Below are 14,836 nucleotides of genomic sequence, written 5' to 3'. Positions count from 1 at the left end.
TCGGCTGCGGCAAGCGTGCGACATGCCGCAGCCGGGCAGCAGGATGCGGCAAGCGGGCAAGCGCCAGCCGCGGCGGTCAGCGCTCGCGCTGCGGCGCTGGCGCTTCATACCCCAGCAGGCTTGCCAGCAGCGGCCAGCGCCGCGCCGCCGCCTGAGCGGCGCGCAGTTCCTGGTGGTCGAAGTAGCGGCGCGGGTCGAAGCCGTCGACCTCGCTGCCCAGCACGTCGATATCGCTGCGGGCCAGCGGCAGCCCGCGTGCGTTGGCCGGTTTCATGGCTTGCCCTCGATCCAGACCCCGTCCGGCGTGCGCACGACATAGCCCTTGCCGTCGCGCATGGTCACGGTGGCCTCGTTCTCGCCGACCATCTGCGTCTGCGGCAGGTCGCTGGCATAGCTGGCCAGGTCCGGCGCCTGCGCGGAGAACGGGTTCTCGGCAATCAGGTTGGACAGCAGCTGCGACAGGCCCAGGTAGCTGCTGGGCGCGTCGATGGTGACGGTGCGGTCGTTGGGCTTGGGCAGTCCCACCAGCTTGACGCCCACCGGCACGTTGATGATGCGCGGGGTCGGGATCTCGCGCATGCCGGCGATCTGGTTGGCGTCGCCGCGCAGGGCCGCGCCATGCTCGGGCACGAACACGATCACCGCGCGCCGGCCCGATTGCGCCACCATCTCGATGACCTTGTCGATGTCGCCCAGCAGCCGCGACAGCCGTAGCGGATAGGACTCCAGGCTGGACAGCCGGTTGTTGGTCATGCGATTGCCGTCGTGCAGCGTCACGCTGTTGTAGTACAGTGCCTGCGGCCCGCCGCCGGCCTGCTCGCGATTGCGGAACCAGCGCTGCAGCACGTCGAAGTCGCCGATCACGGGCGAGCTGTCGAACGAGCGCATCGCCACCGGCAGGCCGGTGTTGGGAGGTGGCGCGACGCCGTCGACGCCAATCTCCTTCTGTACTTCCTTCAGGAAGTTGTCGAAGTGGCCGTCGTGGTTGAGCAGCATGCGGGTGGAGAAGCCCGACTGCGCCAGCGCCTGGAACAGGTGGCACTGGCCCGGCGCCGACTCGTACAGCGCCTTGTGCTCGGGCTGGCCGCAGGCCGCGCGCAGCACGCGGATCGCCGCCGGGCCGCTGTAACTGGCCGCGGAGCTGAAATTGGTGAACAGGAAATCGAAGCGCTGCAGCAGCGGGTTGTCGCGCGCGCGCGCCGTGTCGAGGTCGTCCCATGACAGCGAGCAGATATGCAGCACGATCACGTCGTACTGCGTATCGGAGGCGTTGGGCGTAGCCGCCAGCCGCGGGAAGCTGACCTGACGCAGCGCCTCCTGGTTGCGGAACGCCGCCAGCCGGGCATCCGGGCCGCTTGCTGTGACCTCGGCGCCGCCGCCGGCCAGCGCCGCGCCCGTGGTCAGTGCCGCGGTCGCTGTGCCGGCGCGGGCGCCCCCAATGCCGGCCTGGCCGCCCGGGCCGCCGCCATCGTACAGCGCCTGCCACAGCGGCACCGCGATGAGCGCGCCCAGCACCAGCGTCGTCACCCGCACCCAGCGGTTCACGAGCCAGAAGATCACCAGCGCCGCCAACGCAACCAGCAGCATCTCGCGCGTGATGACGCGCTGCGCCAGTTCCAGCATGTACGCGGGCGTAAACGCCTGCAGGTTGGTGAACTGAGACACCACGCGCGAGAACGGCGGCAGGTCCGATTCACGGTACATCAGCGCGGCGCCCGCCACCACCGCCAGCACGTGCCGCAGCGCGGACAGCGCCGGATGGCGGATGCGCACCACCAGCAGCAGCGCGAACAGCAGGTTCAGCAGCCATTGCGGATGCAGCCGGCCGATATAGAACAGGTACAGCTTGGCGATGAAGTAGAGGTTCCAGATGCCCATTGTCCGAAGCGTGGCGTTGCCGCGTTTGCGTTGTGTTTGAGGTCAGAGCCGGCGCGGGCGCACGCGCCCGGCCAGCGCCGTGGCGGCGCCGCGGAACGCATCGACCAGCCGCAGCAGCCCCTGGTAGCCCATCTCGATCACTTCCTTGAGGCCGCGCAGCGGCACGTCCACCGGCTGCTCGTCGACCCAGTGAATCCAGGCGTCGGCGCGGCCGAACGTGCACTGGATCAGCTGCTGCTCGGTGCGCGAGTCCATGCCGTCGAAGCGCACGCCCATCTGCCGCTCGACATTGCGCGTCACCACCGCCGGGAAATGGTAGCTGCGCGTGCCGCGCGACAGGCACACGCCCACGTGCGTGCCGGGCTCGACCCTGGCCTCCACCGGCAGCGCCAGGCCCAGTCCGCCGAGCGAATAGTTCTCGGTCTTGCAGGCGAGCGTGCGGCCGTCGGGCAGCAGCAGCGTCGCCGGCACGCGCATCGGGATGCGGTGCGACACGCGCACCTGGCGCGCCTCGCGTGCCACGCCGATGGCCGCGCCCAGCATCACCAGGTTGGCCAGCGCCCAGCCCAGGTTCATGATGATCGCCGAGGGCTCGAATGCCGGATCGAACAGGATGCGCCCGAAGCCCAGCAGCAGGGCGATCGCGTTCAGCGCCAGCAGCACCAGGTAAGGCTTGGAAATGGTCCAGTCCAGGTATTCCTCGCGGATCTGCCCGCCCTTGGCCGTGACATTGAACTTGCCCAGCTTCGGGTTGATGAACGCCATCGTGGTCGGCAGCACGATGTACCACGCCAGTACCGATTCATAGACCTCCGCCCAGAACGAATGCCGGTAGCGTCCCTGCAGGCGCGAGTTGGTGATGTTGGCGACGAACAGGTAGGGCAGCACGTAGGCCATGATCAGCACCGCCGAGGTGTGGATCACGTGCAGCCCGAAAACCAGGTACGCGATCGGCATGGTCAGGAAGATCAGCCGCGGTATGCCATAGAAGAAATGCAGCATCGCATTGGTGTAGCACAGGCGCTGGAACAGGTGCAGGCCCTTGCCGAACATGGGATTGTCGATGCGGAAGATCTGCGCCATGCCGCGCGCCCAGCGGATGCGCTGGCCGATATGGCCGGCGAGGTTCTCGGTGGCGAGCCCGGCGGCCTGCACGATGCGGATATAGGCGCTGTTGTAGCCGCGGCGATGCAGTTTCAGCGCGGTGTGGGCATCCTCGGTCACGGTCTCCACCGCGATGCCGCCGATTTCTTCCAGCGGCGCGCGCTTGATCACCGCGCACGAACCGCAGAAGAAGGTGGCATTCCAGAAATCGTTGCCGTCCTGGATCAGCCCGTAGAACAGGCTGCCTTCATTGGGCACGCGGCGGAAGGTGTCGAAGTTGCGCTCGAACGGGTCCGGCGAGAAGAAATGGTGCGGCGTCTGCACCATCGCGCATTTGGGGTCGGCGATAAACTCGCCCATCGTCATCTGCAGGAAGGAACGCACCGGAATGTGGTCGCAGTCGAAGATCGCGACGAACTCGCCCCGCGTGTGCCGCAGCGCCGAATTGATATTGCCCGCCTTGGCGTGCGCGTGCTCGGTGCGCGCCAGGTAGCCCACGCCAGCGTCGCGCGCGAAGTCGCGCACTTCGTCGCGGGCACCATCGTCGAGGATATAGATGCGCAGTTTATCCTGCGGCCAGTCCAGTCCCAGCGCGGCATAGACGGTCGGCTGCAGCACCCGCAACGGCTCGTTGTAGGTGGGGATCATCACGTCCACAGTAGGCCAGCTCGCGGTATCGGGAGGCAGCGGAGCCGGCTGGCGGTTGAGCGGCCAGATGGTCTGCACGTAGCCCAGGAACAGCACGATCCAGGTATAGAGCTCGGCGGCGAACAGCAGGTAGCCGAACACGGCTTCCGGCACGTTCTCGAACTGCAGCGTGGTGGTGATGCGCCACCAGATATAGCGGCCGGCCATCAATACCGACAGCGCGGCCATGGTCAGCGTCGCGGCGCGCCCCGGGATGCGCCGCAGCACCAGCAGGCCCAGGATGATCAGCGTGACCAGCAGAAACTGGTCGCCCAGCGGCAGCGGCGTGGTGCACAGCAGGATGCCCGCGGCGGCGGCCAGCGACAGCAGCGCCGGCATCAGCCACGGCATGCTTGACAAGGTGGGCGACAGCGCCTCGAGACGCAGCCCCACGCGTTTCCAGTCGATGCGCGGCAGCCGCGCCAGGATCCGCCGGCGCAGCCGCTTGGCGCGGAAGTAGACCGGTTCGAGCCAGCTGCGGAACCAGCGGCGCAGCGCGCTGGGCTCGGGGGGCGCCTGCGGCTTGCGGCGATGGTGCACGTCGGCGGCGAGCGGTACCAGTGCGCGCGGCGGCCGCAGCAGCGCGCGGCGCAGCCAGATGCCCGCGCCGTACTGGTGGCGCGGGATGTCCAGGCGCTGGCGCAGGCGCCGCCGCACCCAGTTGGCGGTGAGCAGCGCCACGTCAGGGCGCCCGCGCGGCGGAGTGCGAAAGAACACCCGCAGCAGCCACAGGCTGACCGGGGCCTCGGCGGCCACCCCCAGCTCGCGCGCGAGCGCGTGGCGCAGCGCCTGGAACCAGTCGGCCGCGCGCCGGCGCAGCGGCAGGGGCAGCAGTGCACGCATCATGTCCGGTCGGCCTCGGTGGCCATCGGGCGGGCGCCCACGTCGCGCACGCTGTCGGAACCGGCCTTGCCGCGCACGGCCAGCAGGCTCCAGCCCGATACCCACGAGGCCAGCCCCTGCAGGTCATGCGCTGCCTGAGAGTAGGGCGTGCTGCGGCAAAAGCTCTCGCCGCGGGCAAAGGCTTCGGGCACGGCAGCGTCCTCATGCACTTCATACGGCAGCAGGTCGCCGTCCAGCGTGGCGCGCAGCAGCACCGAGATATCCGTATGGAGCTGATGCGCCGGCTGCAGCCGCGTGACCGCGCAGGCCACGGCGGCGCCGGTATCGCGCAGCGCCGCGCGCAGCGGCGGCAGCGTGGCGCAGGTCTGCGGCTGCGGCGGCACCAGCACCAGCACGAGATCCGCCGCGGCGATGGCCTGGCGCGCATACGGCGACGGCCACGGCGCGCTGTCGACCAGCGCCAGCGCATTGGCCGGCAGGTCCACCTGGGCCAGCAGGCCGCGCAGCCAGTGCGGATCGCGCTCCATCCGCTCGGCCATGCGGCCTTGCTCGGCGACGCTGCCGGGATCGCCCCACGGCACGAACAGCACGCCGTCGTCGCTGCGCTGCCCCGCCTCGCTCCAGTTCACGGTGTTGCACAACCCTGCCCCGGCCGGCGCGCGCAGGCCGAAATGGAAGCCGAGCAGCCCGCGCGGGTCGCATTCGACGGCCAGCGCCGGATGGCCGTGCCACGCCAGCAGCGTGGCGAGTTCGGCGGTGACGGTGGTGCGGCCCGCGCCGCCCACGGTCGAGACGATGGCTACGGTCTTCATTCGCGCTCTCCGCTCACTTCACGCCAGCGCCGGCCGCGGATCACCACCGGCTGCAGCTGGGGCGGCAGCCGCACCGCGCGGCGCGCGCGCGGCAGGCGCCAGCGCGGCAGCAGCCGCAGCAGCCGGAAGTGCCAGACGACCCAGGCCACCGGCACTGCCAGGATCAGTCCCCAGATGAAATAGCCGAGAAACAAGTCCATGGTCGTTTCCTGTCGATCTTGCCTAGCGTTGCGGCTTCAGCGGGATGGCAAAGGCCTGCGGCCGCGCGCGCCGGCCGCGGCGCGCGCGCGAGGTCGCGGGCAGCGGGATCGGCGCGTCCTGCGGCGGCAGTTCCGCCGGCGCTGCCACCGGTGACAGCCCGGGCTGGCTGGCCAGCCAGCCGCTGTAGTCTTGCACCGGGCGCTGCGCGATATCGGATTCGAGCCGCTTGAGCGAGCCCAGGATCGATTCGGAATCGCCGCAGCGCAGCTCGCCGCCGAACAGCTCGGACATCGGCCGCACGAACACATGGCGGCACGCGGTTTCGACGTTCTCCATGCGGCAGGCGAAGAAGAAGGCGTAGACCGCGTTGCTGCCGGCGGTGCAGAGGTCGCCGGCATCCTGCATCTGGCAAGCGCGCAGCGCGTCGACATGCGCCACCTCGGGCAGCAGCGGCAGCTCCAGCAGCACGTGCGGCAACCGGATCACGCTGCTGCGTTCTAGCGTGGTGCGCACCAGCGAGATAAAGTCGGCGGGCGGCACGTAGCCCGTGGCGGCGGTGGCCAACACCGCGGACAGCGCGCTCTTGTAGTCTGGCAGGATCGGGCGCGAGAACACCTGGCCCTGGATCGCCTCGATCATGGTCTGCACGCGCGCGAACGGCGTGTTGCGGTGGATCACCAGGCTGGCGCCCAGCGTCATCATCAGCAGCTCGTAGCGCTGGCGCAGGATCTCGTGGTCCTCGCGCACCACGATCTTGAGCGCCTTGCCGCCGTCGTGGCGCAGCTGGTGCACCTGGCCGGCCAGGGTCTCGAGCTCGGCGATCTGGCCGTAGTGCAGCACCACGGTGGCCGCGACCGCACCGGCGGCGGCGGCCACCGCGGCGGCGTTGTCGTCGACCACCTGCCAGTGCGCGGGGATCCAGCGTTCGCGCAGCACGGCTTCACGGCTGGCGATGATGCGGTCCTCGTCAGGGGCCAGCAAGGTGGGCGACTCGCCGGGCGCGATGGCGTCGTCGGCGCTGCTGCCGGCCACCAGGCCACGGTCCACCGGCGAGAAGCGCAGCGGCACCACCTCAGGCGGCAGGATCGCGTCCTTGTGGCGCCAGAAGCCGACCTCCCAGACGAACTGCCCGTGCTGCTGCGCCAGCCGCGCCACGCCGGCGAAATGCCGGTGGAACCCGGCCAGCGACGCCAGCTGCAGCGCCGCCACGCCGCCGGGCGGCTCCATGACCAGCAGCACGCCACAGCTGTTGCTTGCGCACCAATGCGCCAGCCGCTCGCCGTCGTCGGCCAGCGCGACCGGATCGTCCCAGCGGAAATATCCCTGCGCGCCTTCCACCAGGAACTGGCTGCCCTGCGCGCCGCACTGGTCCACCACGGCCTGCAGCGCTTCGGTCAGCACGTCGATGCCGGAGCGGTCAGGAACGCCGCGCAGTGTGCAAACGTTGGCGCGAGTATGGAGCGTGCGCGAGCGTTCGATGTCGAGCCCGTGCGCGCGCAGCATGTCGGCGATCCCGGCCGGTTCGCGCGGGGACAGCACCGTGGTGCGCGCGCGCAGCAGGCGTGCCGCGCTCTGCCAGAACAGCGCGTCGCAGGCGGGCGTGGCGTCGGCATAGACGACGTGCACGGCGGCGGGCTCGAGCGCCGCCAGTGCGGGCGGCAGCGCGTCGATGGCCAGCGCCGGGCGCGCCTGCAGCCAGGCGCGCGGCTTCTTGCGCGAGCGCGGCGGCGGTGGGGCGGAGGGGCGGCTGGCGTCGTTCATGGTGAGGTTCGGCTCGGTCTGTGGCTCAGTGATGTGGTTCAGTGATGTGGCTCAATAAGTCGAATAAGGCCGCACCGGGGTGGGCGGGTAGGGTACGGGCCCTTGTTGCTTGTCGAAGAAATAGCGCACGTAGGCTTGCGCGCGGTTCGGGGCGTAGTCGCGCGACCGGTCGATCTCGAACACCGCGCCGGCTACCCAGTGCGGTGCGAAGCGGTACTCGATGGCCGCGCCGATGGTGTAGCTGAAGCCGCCGCCGGAGCCGCCGTCGTAGGTGGCATTGCCGGAGAGTTCCTGCAGCCGGGAATCGGTGGGATAGTACGGCATCGACTTCTCGTACGTGCTCGACAGCCCCACCGAGCCGCGCACGCGCCACGACAGCTTGTCGCGCCGCCCGGTCCAGTCCAGCGGGATGCCGAACGACAGGTAGCGCTGCGGGCTGTAGTAGCCGCCGTGGCCGAAGCTGTAGAAGCGCTCGTTCTCGCTGTAGCGCCAGTAGTTCAGCACCAGGCCGCTGGTGAGGCGCTGGTCGCGCCGCACGAAGACAGGCACGTCGAAGCCGGTGCGCACGGTGAACTCGCGGTTGGTCAGGACATTGTGACCAGTGTAGATGCCGTAGCCGAGATCGGCGAACAGGCCGAAGCGCCCCACGTCGCGCGCATAGCGCACATGCACGCCGTTGCGCACCACGCCGCCCCAGGTGGCCGCGGGCGTGACCGCGCCGGTGGCCGGGTCGATATGGGCGGGGTCGGTGGCGCCCGCGTACGACACCAGGCTGCTGGTGACGGCGCGCCGCGAGACGTCGATGGTGGTCGATGCCGGCCCCATTTCGCCGCGCCAGCGCAGTCCGCCGACGATGTTCTGCCGCAGGAATCCCAGCGGCGTGGTGCCGATGTCGGCACGCCAGCTGTTGTAGGCGCCGTTGAACTCGTAGCCGGCGGCCAGCGCCACGCCGCGGTCGTTCTGGCCGATCGGGCCAAGGCCGGCATTGCCGAGCGCGCGGATGCGCCCGAAGTCGCGCGAGGCGGACAGGTTGTCGGCGGGCAGCGTGCCGGCATCGAGCAGCACCGTGTCGGCATGGAAGAAGGCATGGCCGGTGTAGCCGTGCGGAATGCGCACGTACAGCGGGATCTCGGTCGCCAGCAGGCGCGAGATGCCGGGATCGCCGGTCTTGTGCGAGAACAGCACCGCCGAGGCCACCTGGCCTTCGCGCCGGGCTTCGAGCGAGGCCAGCGCGCGGCCGGCCGCGGTGCCTTCCGGACCGGGGCTGACGCCCTCGCGCTGCTCCATCACGCGCGCCTCGCGGTACAGCGCCGCGGCCTCGTCGAAATCGCCGCGCGACTGCGCGATGCGCCCGGCCTGCACCGCGATGTCGGCGCGCTCGGGATAGCGCTGGCGCAGCAGGCCGACCACCGCCAGTGCTTCGTCCTCGCGGCGCATCGCGGTGAGGCGGCGCGCGATCGACAGGCGCGTGTCGATGTCGTCCTCGGCGGTATCGGCGAGCACCGCGCGCACGATCTCAAGCGCCTGCTTCTCGTCGCCCTGACGCTCCAGCATGTTGGCCACCATCAGCCGCGCGCCGGCGTCCCTGGGGTTGGCCGCGAGCACCTGGCGCGCGGCGTCGGCGGCGCCGGCATAGTCGCCCTGGGCCTCGCGCAGGTCGGCCAAGGCCAGCAGCCAGCGGCGCTCGCGCTGCTGCGCTTCGGGCACGGCCATCAGCGTGCGCTGCGCCCCGGCGAAATCGCCTTCGGCGATCAGGCGGTCGCTCCCGCGCACCGCCAGCCGCAGCGACTGGTCGTCGAGGTCGGCGCGCTGCGCGGCGTTCAGGCCGGGACGCGCGCGCACGTCGGCGATCCACGCGCGCAGCGCATCGTCGCGCTCGGCCGCGGCCAGCAGTTCGCCATAACGGATGCGCACGTCGATGGCGGGGTCGTCCGGATGCGCGTCGAGCCAGTCCGTGACCAGCTTCAGGCCGGTGTCGGGCTGGCCCAGCGCGATCCATTCGCGCCCGACCGAGGCCAGCGTCTGCGGATCGTCCGGCACCTGGCCCGCGGCCGCGCGCAACCTGGCCATCGCTTCGTCTTCGCGGCCCTGCGCGGACAACTGTCGTGCTTCGCGCAGCAGGCGCTGCGCGGCCAGGTTGCCGGACAGGCGGCGCATGCCGTCGGAGCGCTCGGCGTCCGGCACGTCAGCCAACAACGCACTGGCGGCGTCGATGTCGTCGACCGAATTCAGGTACAGCGCCGCGGCATAGCGCATCTCGGCGCTCATGGTGCTCTTGTTGCTCTCGGCGGCGGCCACGCCTTCCTCCATCACGCGCCGGCCCAGCGCCGGCAGGCCCAGGTCGCGGTAGGCGCGCGCCAGCGTGAAGCGCGTCCAGGGATCCTGCGGCGCCAGCCGGATCGATTCTTCCAGCCGCGCCAGCGCCGGACTTTGCTTGCGCTGCGCCAGCAACTGTTCGCCCTGCAGCGCGAGCAGTTCGGCGCGCAGGCTGCGCAGTTCTTCGGCCGAGCCCTTGAGGCGGCTTGCGGTGCTGGCGATCAACGGCCCGGTCTCGTCGCCGCGCCCGCTTTCATTGAGCAGCTTGACCAGCGTGCGCAGGCTGCCGATATCGGGCTCGGGGCCGGCGAGGTTGGCGCGCAGCAGGCGTTCGGCCTCGGCCGGCTGGTCCTGCGCGATCAGCGCGTCGGCAAGGATGGCGCGCGCATTGGCGTTGTCCGGCTGCTGCTGCAGCGCCTGGCGCGCCAGCGCTTCGGCCTGCACCGGCTTGCCCTGGGCATTGGCCTCGCGCGCACGGGCCAGCGTGCCCCAGAACGTGGCGGTGCCCTGCAGGCTGCGCCATTTGCTGCGGTTGCCGGTATCGAGCTGGGCGGCGCGCGTGAACAGCTCGCGCGCTTCGTCGTGGCGTCCCTGGCGCAGGCGTACCAGCCCGAGGTTGCCGAGCGTCTCGCCTTCATTGCGGCGCTTGCGGTTGGCGATCTCCAGCGCGGTCTCGGCCTCGCGCACATTGCCGCGCGCCAGCTGCTTCTCTCCCTCGCGCCGCGCCTGGTATGCCGGGCTGGCCTGCTCGCGCTGGCGCGCGGTGGTGCGCTTGCCCAGCTCGGCCAGGGTCTGGCGCGCGGCGTCGTCATCCGGCACTTCCTGCAGGTAGGCCTCGTACCACTTGTAGTACGCGGGATCGTCGCTGACGTTGTAGAGCGTGCGCCGCCACATCTCCAGCGCGCCCTTGCGGTCGCCGTCGGGCCGCCGGGCAATGCGCTGCAGGATGCCGAGACCTTCCTGGCGTGTCGCCTCGCGGTCGGTCAGCAGGCTGGCCAGTGCCATCTGCAGGCGCAGGTCGTCCGGGTTCTGGCGCACGCGCGTGCGCAGCTCGGCAATGGTGGCGGTGCGCCCCGCGGGCGTGCCGGCCAGGATGCGGTAGTAATCGGTCGCCAGCTCGCCGCGGGGGGCGCCGCGCGGGAACAGCTGGCGCAGCCGGGCAATGGCTTCCTCGGACTTGCCGGCGCGCGCCAGCAGCCGGATGCGCGCCATCTCGGCCTTGTCGCGCGTGGCGATGCGGTAGGCATCTTCCAGTTCGATCGTGGCAGGGTGGCCCGGATTGGCCTGGCGCAGCCGGCGCAGGATCTTCTCGGCTTCGAGCGGGCGGTTGGAGCGCAGCTCGATCAGTCCCATCATCATCAGCGCGTCTGGCTGGTTGGGTTCGATCAGCAGCGCCTTGTCGAGGATGCCGCGCGCCACGTCGGTGCGGTTCTTGGCTTCCCACATGCGCGCCGCGGACAGCAACTGCGCCAGCTCGGGCGAGGGTTTTGCGGCCTGCTGGGCCAGCGCCGGCGCGGCCGCCATCGGCGCCACCGCGGCGGCGCCGAACAGTGCAGGCAGCAGGATCGGGCTCAGCGCGCGGGGCATCCGGTCTTCCAAGCGGGCAGCAGCGCGCCGTCCCTGGCGAAACGGAACTGGCCGTCAAGATAGCCGAGGCCGAACAGTGTCAGCACCTGGGTGTAGTAGCCGGCCTGGCCGCCGGGCTCGCGCTGTGCCAGCTCGCGCGTGCGGCGCGCCTGCGCGGCGGCCTGGTCGGCGCGGCCGAGCGCGGCCAGGTACGGCGCCACCGCGGCGCTGAAGCCGCCGTTGCCAGCATTCGTGCCGGCCGGGCCGGGCTGGCCCGTCTGCGTGTCGATGCGCTCGGGCGGATAGCCCTTGGCCGCGACATAGTCGGCCAGCGGCGTGAAGGTGCGCAGCAGCGCGGCCCGCTGCGGCTCGTCGGCCGGCAGCATGCCGGCCCACAGGTAGACGCGGATCGCGTTGTATGCGCTTTCGGCGCGGGTTGCCGCGTCGGGCAGGAAGCCGCGGCCGGCTTCATATTCGACCCAGTCGGGCGAGAAGCCGCGCGGCGCGGTGTCCAGCATCAGCCGCGCCGAAGTGCCGACCAGCTGCTGCCAGGCTGGCTCTTCCGGCAGCGCGGCGGCCAGCCGGCGCATCACCTGCAGCGGCACGTAGCTGGGATTCAGGCGCCAGCGCTTGTCGCCCAGCCTGAACCCTTGCGGGCCAGGCAGCACGGTGCGGCCCAGGCCGGGCAGCACCGCGGTTTCCTCGCGCAGGATGCGCCGTGCCAGCAAGGTGCCGAGCGCGGTGAAGCGGCGCTCCTGCCACAGCCGGCCTGCTTCCAGCAGCGCATAGGCGATCCACAGGTCCGCGTCGGATGCCGGGTTGCTGTCGATCACGCCCCAGCCGCTGCCCGCATTGCCTGCATTGCCCGCGTGGCCGGCGCTGGCGGCCTGCTCGGGTGTGAGCCTGCCCCAGATCCACGCGGGCAGGTGCGAGACCAGGTCGCCCTGCGCCAGGTTGTTCTCGGTCCACGTCAGCAGCTTGTCAAAGCTGGCACGGTCGTTGGCCACCAGCGCGAAGAACAGGCCGTAGGCCTGGCCTTCGGACACGGTGGCCTGCTGGTCCGAGCTGCGGTCGATGACGCGCCCGTCGGCGCTCATCAGGTGCTGGCGGAAGGCATCCCAGTCGGCCCACTTGCAGGCCGGCGCGGGCGCAGGGGTGGCAGCCGCGGCCAGCGCGGCGCAGGCCAGCGCGCCGGCTGCCAGCCATCGGCCCAGGCCTGTCAGCGTGCGCCGCATGTCAGCTCCCGCTGCGCCGCGCCGCCAGCCTGCCCAGGGTCCAGAACAGCGACAGCGCCACCACCAGTCCGGCCAGCAGGCCGCCGATCGCCATCAGGCTCGGGAAGGCGGACACTCGCACCCAGATGCGCGCGTACCACGGCAGGTCGCCGACGTAGTAGCGCTCGCCAAGGCGCAGGCCATCGACCTGGTCCTGCCGGATCACGGTCAGGTCGCCGCGCATCTGCGCCACCTTGCCGGGGTTCTCGAGGGCGTCCAGCACGTCGGCCACGCGGCGGTCTTCCGTGGCGGTCAGCGCGACCACGGTATTGCCGTCGGCCAGCGGCGATTCGAAGCCGACCAGCGCCGCCATCGGGCCATCGGCGGACAGGATGGCACGCCCCACAGGCGTGACCGGATCCTCGCGCACGCCGGCCAGCCAGTTCGACCAGATGCCGGTGCGCTGGTCGCGCAGCGAGATCTCGGTCTTGCCGCGCGCGATCAGCAGCGGCAGCGACTTGCCCCATTTTTCCAGCGTGGCGGCGCCGCTGCCGGTGCCGATCAGCAGCAGGTTATGGTCGCGCACGCTGTCGATCTTTGACGTCGGCACCACCGTCACGCGCAGTGACGGCAGGCCGGTCCACTTGCCCATATGGCCCAGCAGCGACAGCAGCGCTTCCTGGTCCATCGCGGTTGGCGCGTCAGGCACTACCACGGCGGTGTCGGCAAGGTCGGCCAGCCGGGTGAAGGGATAGCCGCTGTTGGCGAAGTACGCCAGGTTGGGCAGTCCGGTGTAGTGCGAGAAGCGACTGAAGTCGATGGTCGAGTCCGGGTCGATCGCCGCGCGCGCCACGTTGGTCGCCGTGGAGGAGCACAGTCCCGCCTTCTGCGAATCGATATGGAACTGGAACTGCATCTGGTTGTTGCTGCCGACGCGGAACGCCGGGATGCCGACCCGCTGCGATGCCGACGCGGTGGTGCCCGACAGCAGCGGCACGCTGACCACGTTGTGGTCGTCGGTGCTGGCCAGCGGGCGCAGGCGGTACGAGCGCACCAGCTGGTCATTGACGTCGATGCTCAGTACCGAGTCGTTGTAGGTGGGCGGCGCGGTATAGCGGTAGCGCAGGTCCAGCGGCACGTTGCTGCGGGTCCAGTCGTACAGGTCCGCCGGCACGCGCAGGTTGACGCGGATCGGGTTTGGGTTGCCGCCGGTCACCTGCAGGTCCTGCGGGTCCGGCACCAGTTCGCGGAACAGCACCGGGCGGTCGGTCGGCGCCCACGCCGGCGCGTCGTAGGGCCGGCGCGGCTTGCCGATGTCGACCGACTCCACGCGTGCGCTGTTGCCGGCCATGGCCACCTTGCCCAGCACCAGGGCATTGACCGCGGTCTGCAACTCCTGCGCATTGCGCCCGGCTACCACCAGCAGCTTGCGGTCCGGGCTGGCCGGGTTGGGCATGAGGCTGACGGCCGGGCCGGCGATTGCCGGCAGGTTCAGGCCCGCCGGGATGGTCTGCGGCGTGACGAAGGCGATGGCGTCGCTGCCGGCCGGCGCGGTCCGCGCCACCGGGAAGCGCGCCTCGCGCCAGGCGGCCAGCGCGCCCAGCCATGACGCCGCGACGCCGGCGGCGCGCAGCGTCGCGCCGTCGGCGCCCGCCGGCAACACGAACGGCACGGTCACGCGGCGGTTGTCGCGGCGGTCGAAGAACGGCGCCGGCAGCAGCGCCAGGTTATCCGGCAGCGTCACGCGCGAGGTATTGAGCGTGAGCGTGGTCGCCGGGCTGATGTCGGCCCACAGGCTCGAGTGCAGCGGATCTTCGCAATGATCCAGCGTGTAGTGCGCGATCAGCTGCACGCGCAGGTGGTTGAAGTCGGTGAAGAAGCGCGGGTCGATATCGACCTCGCGCGTGACCAGGCGCCCGGACTCCTTTTCTTCCAGCGGCAGCGTGGCGATGACTTCGTCGTTCAGCGTCAGCTTGATATGCGACAGCGGGAACACCAGCGCCGGCGAATAGGTAAAGGCCAGCCTGAGCCTGGCCGCCGTGACCACTTCATCGAGCCGCACGCCGATATCGAGCTGGCGCGCGTGGTCCACGCCGCGCAGCGCGATCGGGCCGTAGGCGCCCATCTGGCGCAGGGTGAGGACGTGGGTGGCGGTATTGGCCGCGGCGGGCTGCGGCGCGCTGCCGTCCGGGAGCTGGGCTGCCGCGCCGGTGGCCGCCGCGGAGGCCGGCTGCCGCGCGGCTGGCACGGACGCGGCACCCGCCACCGGTGGCTGGGCGCCCGCTGGCCACGACAAGCAGGACAGGGCGAGCAAGCTGGCGGCCAGAATCTGAGTGCGGTGGAAGCGGGGCGAGACGGAGCAGGTCATGAGCACGATGGCGGTTCCTCTGCATGCTCTTCCGGGGCGGATGGCACACGCGGCGCGGGAGTCTACACTGCTGCGATGGCTCGGCG

General features: G+C 70.9%; 9 protein-coding genes. All 9 read right to left on the bottom strand.

The annotated features are described in order from the left end of the window. Nucleotides 1-76 precede the first annotated feature (76 nt). From bcsR to bcsB, 9 genes are read right to left on the bottom strand one after another with little or no spacing between them, the layout of a single operon-like run. On the bottom strand, nucleotides 77-274 hold the full coding sequence (gene bcsR / locus ACIP1U_RS29100) for a BcsR/BcsP family cellulose biosynthesis protein (RefSeq protein WP_400322508.1): 198 nt from the start codon (nucleotides 272-274) through the stop codon (nucleotides 77-79). Then, on the bottom strand, nucleotides 271-1,878 hold the full coding sequence (gene bcsG, locus ACIP1U_RS29095; RefSeq protein ID WP_400322506.1) for a cellulose biosynthesis protein BcsG: 1,608 nt from the start codon (nucleotides 1,876-1,878) through the stop codon (nucleotides 271-273). The genes bcsR and bcsG overlap by 4 nt, the downstream gene beginning before the upstream one ends. Nucleotides 1,879-1,920: 42 nt before the next feature. Then, a complete protein-coding gene (bcsA, locus tag ACIP1U_RS29090; protein ID WP_400322504.1) occupies nucleotides 1,921-4,515 on the bottom strand; it encodes a UDP-forming cellulose synthase catalytic subunit in 2,595 nt (864 codons plus the stop codon). Continuing rightward, on the bottom strand, nucleotides 4,512-5,324 hold the full coding sequence (bcsQ, locus tag ACIP1U_RS29085; RefSeq protein ID WP_400322502.1) for a cellulose biosynthesis protein BcsQ: 813 nt from the start codon (nucleotides 5,322-5,324) through the stop codon (nucleotides 4,512-4,514). Before bcsQ ends, bcsA begins: the two co-directional genes overlap by 4 nt. Further along, the gene (locus ACIP1U_RS29080) at nucleotides 5,321-5,524 is read right to left on the bottom strand and encodes a hypothetical protein (protein WP_400322500.1); all 204 of its coding nucleotides are present in this window, start codon (nucleotides 5,522-5,524) and stop codon (nucleotides 5,321-5,323) included. Before ACIP1U_RS29080 ends, bcsQ begins: the two co-directional genes overlap by 4 nt. Before the next feature lie 22 nt (nucleotides 5,525-5,546). Then, nucleotides 5,547-7,286, bottom strand: a complete 1,740-nt coding sequence (gene bcsE, locus ACIP1U_RS29075; RefSeq protein ID WP_400322498.1) for a cellulose biosynthesis protein BcsE — start codon at nucleotides 7,284-7,286, stop codon at nucleotides 5,547-5,549. A gap of 51 nt (nucleotides 7,287-7,337) precedes the next feature. Continuing rightward, entirely contained in the window at nucleotides 7,338-11,189 is a 3,852-nt protein-coding gene (locus ACIP1U_RS29070) for a cellulose synthase subunit BcsC-related outer membrane protein (protein ID WP_400322496.1), read from the bottom strand. Further along, nucleotides 11,174-12,403 (bottom strand): cellulose synthase complex periplasmic endoglucanase BcsZ, encoded by a 1,230-nt coding sequence (bcsZ, locus tag ACIP1U_RS29065; protein ID WP_400322494.1) that lies wholly within the window; start codon nucleotides 12,401-12,403, stop codon nucleotides 11,174-11,176. Before bcsZ ends, ACIP1U_RS29070 begins: the two co-directional genes overlap by 16 nt. A gap of 1 nt (nucleotide 12,404) precedes the next feature. Further along, entirely contained in the window at nucleotides 12,405-14,750 is a 2,346-nt protein-coding gene (gene bcsB / locus ACIP1U_RS29060; RefSeq protein ID WP_400322491.1) for a cellulose biosynthesis cyclic di-GMP-binding regulatory protein BcsB, read from the bottom strand. Between the last annotated feature and the right edge of the window lie 86 nt (nucleotides 14,751-14,836).

This window comes from Cupriavidus sp. NPDC089707 (genome assembly GCF_044748965.1).
Classification (GTDB): Bacteria; Pseudomonadota; Gammaproteobacteria; order Burkholderiales; family Burkholderiaceae; genus Cupriavidus.
This window is presented reverse-complemented; position numbering and strand designations above follow the sequence as displayed.